Annotated in this window: 9 protein-coding genes; 1 reads left to right on the top strand and 8 read right to left on the bottom strand. The window is 60.7% G+C overall.

What is annotated here, in order from left to right; all coding sequences use genetic code 11:
• Positions 1-32: 32 nt before the first annotated feature.
• Both QWJ34_RS00935 and QWJ34_RS00930 read right to left on the bottom strand, forming a co-directional pair.
• On the bottom strand, positions 33-2093 hold the full coding sequence (locus QWJ34_RS00935) for a beta-galactosidase (RefSeq protein WP_368046212.1): 2061 nt from the start codon (positions 2091-2093) through the stop codon (positions 33-35).
• A gap of 33 nt (positions 2094-2126) precedes the next feature.
• Positions 2127-2507: a winged helix-turn-helix transcriptional regulator gene (locus QWJ34_RS00930; protein WP_302725171.1), complete on the bottom strand. Its 381-nt coding sequence runs from the start codon at positions 2505-2507 to the stop codon at positions 2127-2129.
• Positions 2508-2718: 211 nt separating this feature from the next.
• On the opposite strand from QWJ34_RS00930, the gene QWJ34_RS00925 reads away from it, so the two are divergent.
• Positions 2719-3645 (top strand): NAD(P)H-binding protein, encoded by a 927-nt coding sequence (locus QWJ34_RS00925; RefSeq protein ID WP_302725170.1) that lies wholly within the window; start codon positions 2719-2721, stop codon positions 3643-3645.
• Positions 3646-4165: 520 nt separating this feature from the next.
• On the opposite strand, the gene dhaK is transcribed toward QWJ34_RS00925, so the two are convergent.
• The 6 genes from dhaK to QWJ34_RS00895 form a co-directional block, all read right to left on the bottom strand.
• Entirely contained in the window at positions 4166-5926 is a 1761-nt protein-coding gene (gene dhaK / locus QWJ34_RS00920; protein ID WP_302725169.1) for a dihydroxyacetone kinase subunit DhaK, read from the bottom strand.
• 65 nt (positions 5927-5991) lie between these two features.
• Positions 5992-7128, bottom strand: a complete 1137-nt coding sequence (locus QWJ34_RS00915) for a glycerol dehydrogenase (RefSeq protein WP_302725168.1) — start codon at positions 7126-7128, stop codon at positions 5992-5994.
• A 1033-nt stretch (positions 7129-8161) separates the two neighbouring features.
• Positions 8162-10009, bottom strand: a complete 1848-nt coding sequence (locus QWJ34_RS00910; RefSeq protein WP_302725167.1) for a diguanylate cyclase — start codon at positions 10007-10009, stop codon at positions 8162-8164.
• Between the two features lie 184 nt (positions 10010-10193).
• Positions 10194-10856, bottom strand: coding sequence for an SGNH/GDSL hydrolase family protein (locus QWJ34_RS00905; protein WP_302725166.1), 663 nt, complete (start codon positions 10854-10856; stop codon positions 10194-10196).
• A gap of 264 nt (positions 10857-11120) precedes the next feature.
• Positions 11121-11918, bottom strand: a complete 798-nt coding sequence (locus QWJ34_RS00900) for a DUF4261 domain-containing protein (protein ID WP_302725165.1) — start codon at positions 11916-11918, stop codon at positions 11121-11123.
• Positions 11919-12307: 389 nt separating this feature from the next.
• Complete coding sequence (locus tag QWJ34_RS00895) at positions 12308-13549, bottom strand: amino acid permease (protein ID WP_302725814.1); 1242 nt, start codon at positions 13547-13549, stop codon at positions 12308-12310.
• Positions 13550-13746: the final 197 nt, after the last annotated feature.

Raw genomic sequence — 13746 nt, 5'->3', positions numbered from 1 at the left:
ATGCCTGACCGGGAAAACGCTACGTTGGCCGCTCAATCCGGCCTGTACTCCAGGACCTCGACGCCGTAAGGCCGGAGCTTGAGTCTCCGGTCGGTCCGGCCGCCGCCGAGCAGGCTGTTCAGGCCGTCCAGATGACGCAGCCTGCCGTCTGCGCGCAGATCGAGCTTCACTTCTTTGTCTTCCCGGCTCAAGTTGAGCACAAACAGATACGCCGGTTCGCCGGAAGCCCCGCCGCCGCGCAGCGACACCTGCACGCCCATCGGCAGTTCGGGGAAATACGGGATGTTCTTCGCTTCGGCTATTTGCGTGAACAGCTGCCGCAGATAGCTTTCTTCGGGATGCGTGCCCAGATAATACGTTTCGCCCTGCCCGAACGGATAGCGCGTGACCGCCGCTTCGCCCGCGAAAAATTCGCTTCCGTAGCGGGCGATCACTTCCGCGCGGTCGTCCGGCTCCAGAATATCCGCCCACTGCGAGCAGGCAAACTGTCCGCCCTCTTCCGTATCGAGCCGCGCCACGTCTTCGCCGAGCGGATCGTATTCGCGCACGGTCACGCCGGCGCATTCCGTCAGCAGCCCCGGCAGCGGCGTCATGACGCAGACGTTTTCGCTGTTTTTCACGCCGGTGCGCGAGGTCAGCAGCAGCGTTCCGCCCGAAGCCGCATAGCGCGACAGCCGCTCGGCCGTTTCTTCGTGCAGCACGTACAGATGCGGCGCCACGACCAGATCGTAAGCTTCCAGGCCGTCCGCGCTTTCGGCGTCGATCACGTCGCAGCCGATGCCCAGCTTGGTCAGCGCGCGGTGGTAGGCTTTGATATTTTCATAGTAGTCCATGCCCGGCGCCTGCGCCTGGATACGCAGCGCTTCGAGCTGTTCGTACGAATGCAGGATAGCGGCGCGGACCAGCGGTCTTGTGCCGGCAAGCTTCGGCGCAAGCCGGTTCACTTCGGCGCTCAAATCCGCGAACTCTTTCAACCTTCGGCCCGGCACGTTGCTGTGGTCGATCAGGCCGTGCCAGAACTGCTCCGCGCCGATATTGGCGCTGCGCCAGCGGAAATGAACGACGGTATCCGCGCCGCGCGCGATCGCCTGCCAGGCGAACGCCCGGATATAGCCCGGCTGCGGCATGCGCCACATCGGGAACCAGGAACCCGGCGAACCGCTGAGCTGCTCCATAATCCAGAAATTCCGCCGCTTGATGCCGCGCGTCAAATCGAGCGACAGCGCTCCGCTGTACGGTCCGGTCGTGACTTTATCCGGCGACGTATTCGGATAATAATCGAACGCGGCGACGTCCAGCCCGCGGCCGACTTCGGTCATGTTGAGCCGCTGCGGGTAGCTGTGGAAATTATGCGTAATAAAATGCTCCGGGCAGTGCCTGCGGATCGCCGCGATCTGCCAGGCCTGGAACTGCGCGACGGAGTCCCACTGGAAGCGCGCGAAGTCGAGCAGGAACGACGGATTTTCGTTGCGGTGGCTGGCGGGCGGCGGCACGATCTCGCTCCACTCGGAATATTCGCCGCTCCAGACGACGGTGCCCCACTCGCGGTTCAGCCGTTCCAGCGTGCCGTATTTGCGATACAGCCAATCGCGGAAATCGGCCGCAGCCTGCTCGCCCCGGCTGTCCAGCATGCCGTATTCGTTGTCGATCTGCCAGCCGATCACCGCCGGATGCCGCGAATAGCGCTGCGCCAGCCTGTCGATCAGGCGCTCGCCGTAGCTGCGCAGCGAACGGCTGTTGAAACAGCGGTGGCCGCGGACGCCCGGCTGGTACAAATCGCCGTTCGCCATCACCGGCAGGATATCGGGATGCTTGGTCGTCAGCCATCTGGGCGGCGTATGCGTAGGCGTGCCGATCACCACGTCCAGGCCGTATCGGCCGAACAAGTCGATCGCGCGGTCCAGCCAGTCGAATTCGAATACGCCGTCGGTCGGTTCCATACGGCTCCAGGCGAATTCGCCGACCCGCACGACTTTGACCCCGGTTTCCGCCATTTTGGCCGCGTCTTTTTCCCACAATGCTTCGTCCCAGTGCTCCGGATAGTAACAAACGCCCATCTGCACCGCTTCGTATTTCTTCAACACATTTTCCACGTTAGGCTCTCCTTCGCGCTTGGATATCGGTTTTTATTCGTTCCCGTTTTCGATACTTTCGGACGCGGTCGCTGCGCCGGATTCGTAATGATGCTTCGCCCAGTCCGCCAGCGCTTTAAGCGGCTCGGTCAGCGTTTGCCCGTGCGGCGTCAGCGCGTAATCGACACGCGGCGGCACGGTGGGAAACACCGTCCGCGACACGATGCCTTCGCGCTCCAGCCGGCGCAGCGAAAGCGTCAGCATGCGCTGCGTAATGCCTCCGCTCAGCCGCTTCAATTCGTTGAACCGTTTGGGGCCCGACGACAGCGTGCCCACGATGACAATCGTCCATTTGTCGCCGATCAGCGAAAGAATACCGCCGAGCGCGCCGCAGTTGGCCCGTTCGGCGGGATCCACAATGTGCTCTGGTATCAAAAAAGTGCCTCCTTGTCCGCTTGATGTTCTCGTCCTACAATAAGCCAAGTATACAACGTATACCGGTTGGTCCACCAGTCCGATCGTCGAGCGGACATGAAACCAAACGAGCGGGCAGGCAACAAGTTCGGCGGCAAATCCAGCAACAAACCCGGCAATAAATCGAACGAGCGGTTAGGGCATCCAATATCCCGTCAAAGGAGCGGTTATCATGAACATCGGAATAAGCGGAGCGAGCGGCCAACTGGGCGCTTCCGTATTGAAAGACCTGATTGGCCGGAAAAGCGATCATCGACTGGTCGGCATCACCCGTTCGCCCGAACGGGCCGAAAGCGAATGGACGAACGAGCGGCGCGCCGCAGGCGAGGCGGCTGGAGGCGGACGACCCCAAGCGGTAAGCGTCGAATGGCGCTTCGGCGATTACGATCGGCCCGAGTCGCTGGCGGAAGCTTACGCCGGTCTGGATCGGCTGCTGCTGATCCCTTCGCCGGAACTTGCCGCCGGACGGCGGGCGGAGCAGCTCAATCCGGCGATCGACGCGGCGATTGCGGCCGGCGTCGGCCGCATCGTGCTGCTGTCTTCGACCAGCGCCCGCGGTTCGGCCGTGCCGAGCAACGGCTCGACCTACTGGTCCAGCGAGCGGCATCTGATCCGCGGCGCTTCGGACTGGCAGATCCTGCGCATGGGCTACTTTGCCGAGACGTTTGCGCAGGAAGCCGCGATGGCCGCGGCGGCGGGCAGCCTGACGGGGCTGGCCGAGAACCGGGCGGCGCTGGTGTCCCGAGACGATGTGGCGGGCGCGGCGGCCGGGCTGCTGGTCGGCGAGTTCGGCGGCGAGGCCGTGTACCAGGCCACCGGACCGGCAAGCCTGAGCGGAGCGCAGCGCGCGCGGCTGGTCGCCGCGGCAAGCGGCCGGCCCGTCGCTTTCGCCGCGCTGCCGGCCGATACGCTTCGCGCGCAGCTTGCGGCCGCCGGCCTTCCGGAAGAGTCGGTCAGCGCGATTCTGGATATTCAGCGCGACTTTGCCGACGGCCGCTTCGACATCGTCACCGGAGATGTCGAGCACTTGTCCGGCCGCGCTCCGCGCAGCCTGGAGCGCGTGCTGGCGGAAGCTTTCGCGGGTTCGGCGAACGGGTGAGGAAGCTTTACCGCGCGGATGGTTAGACGCGCAGGCGAATAAACGATTAAATAAGCGATTGGATGAATAAACGATTAGATGAATAAACGAAAGCGAGCAGATATAAAAGCCTCGATTTCCACCCTACCGTGGAAATCGAGGCTTTTTTCTTCGCGGCCAGAGCTCGATCCGGCTCGATTGCCGGGACGGTCGGCGAAGCGAAAGCACTCGTCGAAAAGAAAGCGCCCACCAAAGTAAATCGAAGCAAATTCGCAAATAACGTCCTACATACACTTATTTTTTGCAAATTCGGCTTTTCCGGCTAAATAACGGCGCCTATACATCTAAATCCGCGTTTTTGCTGACCTGCGCGGCTTTTTTGGCGAAATAGCTGCACCTGCGCGCTTATTTCGAAAAAAGCGCGCCGGCGAACGCGAATAGTTGTATCTGCGTCGTTATTTTGTAAAAGGCGAATCGGCCGGCTCGAACAGAGGCACCTGTCTGTGCCGCTGCCGCTCTCCGGACATGCCGCCGGAAAGTCTTATTTCAGGCTTCCCGCCAGCTGCGTGAAGATCACGCCCAGCGCGTGCGCGCCCGCATCCGGGTACCCGATGCTGCGCTCGCCGACCGCTCCAGCGCGCCCCATGCGCGCGACGATCTCCTCCGTCTTCTTCGCGCCCGCCACGGCCGCTTCCGCGCCTTTGGCGAACGCCGTCTTGACGTCGTCGCCGGCGGCCGCGCTCGCCGTCCAGGCCTCCGCGCACGGCACGAGCGCGTCGATCAGCGTCTTGTCGCCGACAACCGCCCCGCGGCCGAAAGACCGCTCGCCGGTCGCTTGGATGCCGGCCACGGCGGCCTGCATCAGCTCCGCGAACTCCGCCGCGGACAATTCCGTCCGTTCGCCCGCGGCGCGGCCCGCCGCCCGGAACGCCGAGCCCCAGATCGGCCCCGAAGCTCCGCCGCAGTATTCCATAATAACGAGCGAGCACTCGTTTAAGAATCCGCCGATCGACTCGCCGCCATTCGCGAGGATCTCGGGCCATTCGCGCTTGAGCTGCTTGAAGCCTTTCGCGACGCTCATGCCGAAGTCGCCGTCGCCGGCCTGCGAATCCAGCTCGCAGAACGGAATCTCGTTCTCGATAATAATCTCGCTCATCTTGTCGACCAGATAGACGACGTTATCGCGCGTAATCGCGTTCGCGGATACCGCCGCGTAATCGGCCGGCGTCTCGACCGTAAACGAAGCCGGCGCGTCTTCGCCGCCGGCGGTCGCCGGCTCTTCGTAAGCCGGCTGCAAGGCCGGACCGGAGACTTTGAACGCGGGCGTGTCGCTTTCTCGCGACAGCAGTTCTTTGAGTTCGTCGTCCAGCTTCATGAACGTGACCGAGATGCCCGCCATATCGATGCTGGTCATATAATTGCCGACAAACGTCCGGTTAATGCGGACGTTCTTCTCCGTCAGTTCGCGCGTGACCGCGCGGTTGAACAGATACAGCTCCTGCAGCGGCGTCGCGCCGAAGCCGTTGATTAGCAGCGCGATCTCTTCGCTTGCGCCGCCTTCCAGCTGCATATCGCGCAGCAGGTCGCCCACCGTATGGGCGGCCAGTTCGTCGGCCGTCGCCATGCGCTCGCGGCGGATGCCTGGCTCGCCGTGAATGCCGACGCCGTATTCGATCTCGTCTTCGCCGAGCTTGAACGTCGGCGATCCCTTGGCCGGCACCGTGCACGAAGTCAGCGCGAAGCCGATGCTGCGCACGTTCGCCGCCGCTTTCTCCGCGGCGGCTTTCACTTCCGCCAGGGAGCGGCCTTCTTCGGCCGCCGCGCCCGCGATCTTGTGCACGAAGATCGTGCCGGCCACGCCCCGGCGGCCGACCGTGTACAGGCTGTCTTCGACGGCGATATCGTCGTCCACGCGCACGTAATCGACTTGGACGCCGTCTTCGGCGGCCAGGTGGGCGGCGTTTTTGAAGTTCATCATATCGCCGCTGTAGTTCTTGATAATCAGCAGCGCGCCTTTGTTCCCCGCCGCCGCTTTGACGGCCTGATACACTTGAATTTGCGACGGCGAAGCGAACACGTCGCCGCAGACGGCCGCATCCAGCATGCCCCGGCCGACCAAGCCCGCGTGCGCCGGTTCGTGGCCGCTGCCTCCGCCGCTGATCAGCGTGACTTTATCGGCGTTCAGCTCTTTTTTCTTGATGACTTTGTACTTCGGGATAAACTCCAGTTCGGGATGCGCCAGCACCAGTCCGCCGCACATTTCCATGACCAGGTCTTCGGGTTTGTTGATGACTTTTTTCAAAAAAGGTCCCTCCTCGGGTAGGGTTTACGCGGAAATCGGATAAAGTTCGGCGTTTTCGGCAGATTTCACAGCTCTCTGGCCGCTTTGTAGGCGCGTCCGGTCAGGTCCGCCGTTTGGATCGCCGCGGCTACCTGTTCCACCGTGATCGGGAACGGCATGGAGTGGATCGATTCTTCCGGAATGCAGGCTTTCTCCGCGACTTGCAGCAGTTCTTCGCTTGTCACCGAATCGACGCCGATATCTTCCAGACAGACCGGCAGGCCGATCGACAAACAGAAATCCATCACCTGGTTCAGTTCTTCGGCGGGCGCGTTCTCCAGCACCAGCTGGGCGATCGTGCCGAACGATACTTTTTCCCCGTGGAAGTAATGGTGCGTGCCTTCGAGGATGGTCAGGCCGTCGTGGATGGCGTGGGCCCCGGCCAGACCGCCGCTTTCGAAGCCCAGCCCCGACAGCAGGATATTCGTTTCGACGATATTTTCCAGCGCCTGCGTGACCACGTTGGCGTCGCAGGCCGTTTTGGCTTTCAGACCGTCGCGCAGCAGCATCTCGTAGCACAAAGTCGCCAGCGCCAGCGCCGCGTTGGTACCGACCGCCGGAGCCGTTTGGCCTTCTCTCGCCCCGCTCGGCAGGCCCGCGTTGACGTTCGAATACGAGCGGGACGTGGCGCGCGCTTCGAAATAAGTGGACAGCGCGTCGCCCATGCCGGATACGAGGAAACGCGTCGGCGCGTTCGCGATCACGGTCGTATCGACCAGCACCACGCTCGGGCTCTGCTTGAAGTAGGCATAGTCGTCGAAAGCGCCTTCCGGCGTATACAGCACGGCCGAGTGGCTGGTCGGCGCGTCGGTGGCGGCGATGGTCGGACAGATAATCAGCGACTCGCCCTGCGCCACGCATTTGGCCGCGTCGATCGCTTTGCCGCCGCCCAGTCCGACGATGCAGTCGCAGTTGTGCTCTTCCGCGATCCGCTGGAGTCTCGCTACTTCTTCCCGCGAACATTCGCCTTTAAAACCGCTTTCAACAAACGTTACCCCGAACTTTTCCGAGGTGGCGTCGAGCTTGTCTTTCACGCGCGCCGCGTCATCGGGATGGGCGATCAGCAGAGCCGATGTGCCGAAAGAACCGACGAAATAACCGAGGTTGAGCAGTTCGTTTTCTCCCTGGACGTACTTGGCGGGGCTGATAAACGCTTTTCTCATAAAAAAATCTCCTCCAATACCCAAGTTTGGTTGGTTGGCATGGCTGTGGCGGGTCATTTCGCTTTTATGCCGTCTCTACTTTATTCATTACACTTGCGGCTCCCGGCAAAATCTTTTTTCGCAAAAGAAGACGCCGCGCAAAAAACCGCCTGCGCATGCAGGCGGTTCAGGGCGTCGAGAAAGCCGGGTAGGGTACCAAACGGAAAATAGCGGCACAGGTACACTTATTTGGGGCGAAATCCTTCGATTTTTTCAAATAGCGACGCAGGTGCAGCTATTCGGGAGCCAAAAGCCGAATCGAAGCGGAAAAGCACGAAATAAGTGTATGAGCGCAGTTATTTTCTCGAAAACGCAAGATTAAGCCGGAATAAGGGGATATACGCATCTATTTTAGATTCGCCTTGCCAATCGCTTTAATTCTCCAGCTCTTTCCCCGATCTTTCATTCCAATCGAATCTACCTATTTAGTACTTTGTCACACTTCAAATGGTGGGTTTACGTTTGGCTGAAATGCACACGGTTCTAGTGCGTTTCAGCCGAGCGTAACCTTACCTTCATCTGGGACAAAGTACTAGGTTGACATCCAATCGTTTCTCGACACGTTGAACCGCCTGCGCATGCAGGCGGTTCAACGTGTCGAGAAAGTCTAGGGCGTGTTTGAAAAATCCGAAGGAGGCAGATTTTGCCGAATTTTCGTTCTCAACAAGGAACTTTTTCGCAGTCGTGCCGGGGCACGTCAAGAGAAAGTGACGACGTGGAGGGCGAAAATGCGGTAAAAGATGCACGTCGTTGAGTTTTCAAACACGCCCTAGTTAACGTAACTAGAAGCGAGACGGCGGAGAGAAAAATTCAGTGGAAGAGCGATAGCGGTCGCCTTTGAAATCGAGAAAATTCCGCTGAAATTCAATTCCATTTCTCGATTTCAACACGCGACTGGAACGAATTCCCCTCGGAGTCGGCTCGCTTCCCCCGCCTGCGTGACTTTATCGGCAATCTGAACCGCCTGCCCATGCAGGCGGTTTTTTGCGTTCGTTCACACGATCCGGTTTTGAGGCGGGTCCTGCGGGTAGTCTTCCCGTTCTTCGTCCCAGACGCAAACGCGGTTGCGGCCGGATGCTTTGGCTTTGTAAAGCGCGCGGTCCGCGGCTTCGATCAGCCGCTGTTTGGTTTGCGCGCCGTCCCAGACGGCCACCCCGAAGCTTGCGGTAATAAAATGCTTGTGCGACGGCGATTCGAATTCAAGCAGTTTGCGCAGACGCTCGGCGATTTTTTGCGCTTCCGGCAGGGTAGCGTTCGGCAGCAGCACGGCAAATTCTTCGCCGCCGAAGCGCACCGGAATATCGCTCGGCCGACAGCATACGCTGAGCAGTTCGCCCAGATGCTTCAGGACCACGTCGCCTTCCTGGTGCCCCCAGGTATCGTTGAATCTTTTGAAATGGTCGATATCGAGCAGGATCAGGCCGAACGGCGGCGCTTCGCCCCGGCTGCGGTCGATCCTCGCCATCAGCTTATCGGCCGACTGTTCGAAGTAACGCCGGTTCCACAGTCCCGTCAGCCCGTCGCGCATCGCCATGTCCTGGATGCGCGTCGTTTCGCTGACGTTTTCCAGCGCCGTCACGATCATCGGGGACAGCAGTTCGATGCGTTCTTTGCTCTGCGGGGTGAAAAAGTTCGGCTCAAGCGACATAAAGTTCAGCACGCCGAAGATCCGGGCTTCTTTTCGCAAAATGATGTGCATCGAAGAACGAATCCCGCTTCTGTACAGCTGGTCGGTAATCCTGCCCGCGGCCCGGTACTGCGACCAGTCGGTATGGATCATGGAGAATCCGCCTTGAAGCAGGTCCTGCACGTCCCGTTCTTCGCCGGTCAGCGGCATGTTTTTGTAGATCACGGAGTCTTTGTCCAGCACGGCTTTGATCGAAAAGGTCTGATCGGGGTTCTGCGTAATGATCGAAAGTCTTTCGCATGGCAGCAGCGACCAGGTCGATCTCAGCGTCACTTTGTACGAATCTTCCACGCTGCGCGCCTGATTCAGGATATTGATCATCCGGTACGTATCTTCGAGCACGCGCTTTTCTTTATTCATTTCCTGATGCATCAGCTTAAAGTTCTCGACCAGCCGGCCGATCTCGTTATCCTCGCTGTAGGAAGGCAGCTGCGCCTGAATATTGCCGCCTTTGTACGAAGAAACCGCTTCGTCCAGCTGGATGATGGGCCGGGTAAACCGGCTCAGTCCCCGATGCAGATAGAACAGCATGACGGATTGGATCGTAATAAAGACGACTCCCATAATGGTGAACAATCTGTAGAAACTGTTCAGCATCTCGGTCCGCTGCTCGGCGCGCATCTTTTCCACGGCGGCGAGCAGATCGGCTTCGCGGGCGCGGAACGTATCGAACTTTTGCTTGCCGGCCAGCAGTTCCGCTTCCGTTACGTTGCCGCCCGTCATCACTTTGCGGATCTGCGCGTCGCCGTACCCGGTTTTCCAATTCTTTCCGGTGTCGATCAGCTGCTTCATATCCGCTTCGAACCCTTCGGCTTCGTTCAATTCGTCGACGATATGCAGCAGCTGAATCGAAGCCGCCTGGTAATCCAGGGCTCCGCGGTCGAATGGTTCCAGAAATTCCGTTTTGGCGGTCAGCAGATACCCGCGCTGCCCGGTTTCCTGGTCGATTAAAGCATTTTCAAGCATCAGCAGCTGAATGCGCAGTTCGACCGTCTGTTTGACTTTCTGGTAGTCGGCCTGAAGCGAATACGTCATATATCCGAAACAAACGGTCACGTTCAGGATAAAAATGATCATGAACAGCATATTGCCTTTGACCAGATTGGAACCCACGAATTTCCGTCCTTTTATCACATCGACCATCATTTTTTTCATTTTCCGCCGCTCCTTACGACCGCTCGGCCCCGTTCCGCCGCCGGCCCGCATTCCTTCACAAATTACACCCTATCCTTTATTATCTGCCGAATGCGGTTTTTTTGTTAGACAAAAAGGCCCGCACCGAAAAGCGCGGACCCCGTTTGATTCTTTTCGCCGCACCGAAGCGGCGGCGCGGTTCGGCTCAGCGGATCGCCGCTTCGCCGCCCTGCACGACTTCCAGCCAGCGCTTCGCCAGCAGGCCGTGGCCGGCCGTCGTCGGGTGCACGCCGTCCCAGATCCAGTACGACGCCGGCGCGATCTCGCACGCCCGGTCGAACGCGTCCTGGAGCGGCACGAACACCGCGCCGAATTCGGCCGCCAGGCGGCGGACCGCTTCGCCGCAGAAATCGGCGGCGGACCGCCAGCCTTCCCAGTCCGACTGCGTATGGCCGAGCGGCAGAATAAACGGCTCGCACAGCACAAGCCGGACCCCGGGCAGCGCCTCGCGCGTGCGCTCCAGCAGTTTCCGGTATCCGTTTTCGTAAGCGGCGCGGTCGAAGCCTTCTTCCGTCGCGATCGACATCAGGATATCGTTGACGCCGACCAGGATGCTGATCGTATCCGGGCGCAGCTCCAGCGCGTCTTCGTCCCAGCGCGCCGCCAGATCGCTCACGCGGCTGCCGCTGATCCCCCGGTTGACGAATTCCGGCCGCCGCGCCGCCAGCGACTCGCCCAGTTCGGCCGCGATCCAGAACGCGTAGCCGTGTCCCAGAATATGGTTGGGATCGGCGTCGCGTCCGCGATTGCCGTCCGTGATGGAATCCCCCTGAAACAAAATTTTGCGCGGTTCCCGCTGCTTGCTCATGTGCAATCTCCTTTTCGATCTTTCTTGTTCCGGGCGCGCGCTTTGCCGGGCGCCGCCTCTTTTCCGTGTTCGCCCCATCTTATCATAAGGCGTCGGACTCCGCCAAAACATTCCGGCGGCGCCGCGGACGCTTCGCGGCGCGCCCGAAATCCCGGCTCGATCAAGAACCCCCGCGTCCCCGGCAATCGGGGACGCGGGGGTTCTTCGCCTCTTCGCACGCAGCTCCCCGACACCCGCATAAGTCTCGGAAACCGCAGCCTTTTTTCAATAGCCGATCTTGATCGAATCGCCTTCCACCGCAATGCCCGGAGAAAGGGTCAAAGACAGCCGCTGCTCCTCGGAAAAGCCGATCGTTTCGCCGTCGTTCAGCTTCGCGCCGCAGTCCACGATATAGCCCGCGATATTGAACGTCAGCTCGAACACGTCGGTCAAGTCCTGCGAAGAGCGCAGCACCTCGATCTCTTCGTGTCCGAAATGGCGCAGGCCCACCGTGTAGGAGGAAACGCCTTCGCTTTCTTCGTACAGGCCGACAAACACCCACAGCTGCACCGGCAGCTCGCCTTCTTTCAGCAGCATCGCGCTCTGGATGTACGCTTCCGCCGACATGACCATCGGGGACATATACAGCGCCAGCGCCTGCTCCTGCTTCAGCATGCTGCACAGCACCTGCGTAAACAGCACATGGCCGCCGACCGGATCGATTACGCCCGACACCGATACGATCACATGCGCCCTGTATCCGTCGATCTCCTCCTCCGCCTCGGGCCACAGCGGATTGATCCCGCAGCAATCTTCCACTTCTCCCCCGGGAAAAGGCGCGCGAACCAGCGAGCACACCACCCGAAGACCATCCGCCTCAAACAGCATCGAACCGTGTTCCGGAAGCGCATCCGCTTCTATATTCCAGTCGTTCTTCAAATTGCGGATAAAGCGCGGAAAATCGCATTCGGCTTCGCGCAGCAGCACGAAACCGAGCAGCGTCGCGCCCGCTTCCATACGCGGTCGACGGCTGTCCGGACGCATTCTCCGCTGTTCCTGGCCATGCCGTTCGAACAGTTCCATCTCCATGTCTCCTTTGACATAATTTTATGTAGAGTCGATATATTATTTACCCGCAGTAAACAAAAATTTAGCAGGGGTTACGAATAACTCCTGCCCGAGACTCAGAAGGATGGAGAAGAACCGGGAAGACGCGGCAAAATTCGGGTACTCCGGCTCATGCGATTTTGCGCGATTTACTTGTTGCGATTATTAGGGCGTGTTTTAAAACTTACAGAAGTGCATCTTTACCTGCCTTTCCGCCCGCTAATGAACCGTACCTAAAGCGTGTACGCTTCATTCAAAGGCCGCGTCACTTTCCCTCGACGTGCCCCGGCACGCCTTCGGAAAAGTTCCTTGCATCGAACAAAAATTCAGTCAAATCTGCTTCCTTCGAAGTTTTAAAACACGCCCTAATTTTCATGGTTGGCGCGGTGGCGATTCCGGTTCAGCCGGCGAAGCGCGGCAAAGCCCAGCAGAATTCCCGCGGGATACAGCATCGCCCAGCCGGTAAAAGGAAAAACGAGCGCCATCACGGCAAACGAAATCAGGCTGACCGCAAAGCCGGTCCGGCTTCCGCGCAGCAGACGGATTCCGGCGGCGCAGCCGGCGAGATACGTCAGGATGAACGTGGCATTGGGCAGCCGGATCAGCGCGTTCAGCGAAAGCAGCCCTCCGGCGTACAGGGCGAGCACGATCGCGAAGCAGACCGCGAGAAACGCGATTCCGCCGGTCGGCGTGCCGTAGCGGGCGGAACGCGCGCCCATCCGGCGCGGAGCTTCGCCGCTGCGCGACAGCGCGTAAGCGACGCGCGAAGCCGCGCCCACATAGGCGACGATGGTCGCGGCGCAGATAAACAATCCGGTCAGGCCGAGCACCAGCGCTCCGGCCGGCCCGAGCGCGCCGCCGGTCATCCGCACCAGCGCCGTATCGGCGCCGGAGCCGATATAAGAACCCGAAGCGACCACCGCGAACGCGGTCGCGGCGTACAGCCCGCCGACGATAACGGCGGCGATCCCCACCCCGCGGACCGCGGCGCGGCGCGGGTCCTTGAATTCTTCCGACAGGTGCGCGACGGCTTCCCAGCCGATAAAGCACCAGAACAGCATCGAAGCGGCGTGCCCGACGCTAAGCCAGCCGTGCGGCGCGAACGGCCGCAGGTTCTCAAACCGGATCTGCGGCACGGCCGCGGCCACCGCCAGCAGCAGGACCAGCACGATGGCGACGACGACCGCCACCTGGACGCGTCCCGCCGTCTTCATGCCGACGGCGTTGATCAGCAGCCCGGCGAGCAGCACGATCGCCGCCGTTCCAATCCGCGCCGGTTCGCCCCAGCCCGCGGCTTCGGCCAGATAGCCCGCGCCGGTCAGCGCCGCCACGGGCGCGCCGATCGGCACGGACAGCAGGAAGAACCAACCGGTCAGCGCCCCGGCCCGCCGTCCGAACGCCAGCGTCACGAAATGCGAGACACCGCCCGCGCTCGGATAAGCGGCCGACAGCAGTCCCATGCTGAGCGCCATCGGAATAATGAGCAGCGCCATCAGCCCCCAGGCGATCAGCGAAGCCGGTCCGGCTTCCTGCGCCGCGAGGCCGGGCACGATCAGAACGCCCGAGCCGAGCACCGCGCCGATGTACAGGGCGACGGCCTGCGGCATGCCGATCGTACGGGCCAGCCCGGCCTCCCCTCCTTGCCGCGCTTCTTCCCGCCGCGCCGCGGCGGACGCGTTTCCGGCGGAGCCGGTTTCCATCGCACTTCCTCGTTCCGTCTTTGTCATCTTCTCCGCTGCCGCCTCTCTTGATTTTTCATTCAGCTTAACAGACAATGAATCCATCCGAAAAACGGATGTTTCAG

This window comes from Saccharibacillus sp. CPCC 101409, assembly GCF_030518235.1.
In the GTDB taxonomy this organism is placed as follows: domain Bacteria; phylum Bacillota; class Bacilli; order Paenibacillales; family Paenibacillaceae; genus Saccharibacillus.
This window is presented reverse-complemented; position numbering and strand designations above follow the sequence as displayed.

Excerpts from the sequence above, each read along its gene's own strand:
- QWJ34_RS00905 (WP_302725166.1), bottom strand. The coding sequence starts at position 10,856 with ATGAGCAAGCAGCGGGAACCGCGCAAAATTTTGTTTCAGGGGGATTCC.
- QWJ34_RS00910 (WP_302725167.1), bottom strand. The coding sequence starts at position 10,009 with ATGAAAAAAATGATGGTCGATGTGATAAAAGGACGGAAATTCGTGGGT.
- QWJ34_RS00925 (WP_302725170.1), top strand. The coding sequence starts at position 2,719 with ATGAACATCGGAATAAGCGGAGCGAGCGGCCAACTGGGCGCTTCCGTA.
- QWJ34_RS00900 (WP_302725165.1), bottom strand. The coding sequence starts at position 11,918 with ATGGAACTGTTCGAACGGCATGGCCAGGAACAGCGGAGAATGCGTCCG.
- QWJ34_RS00915 (WP_302725168.1), bottom strand. The coding sequence starts at position 7,128 with ATGAGAAAAGCGTTTATCAGCCCCGCCAAGTACGTCCAGGGAGAAAAC.
- QWJ34_RS00895 (WP_302725814.1), bottom strand. The coding sequence starts at position 13,549 with ATGCCGCAGGCCGTCGCCCTGTACATCGGCGCGGTGCTCGGCTCGGGC.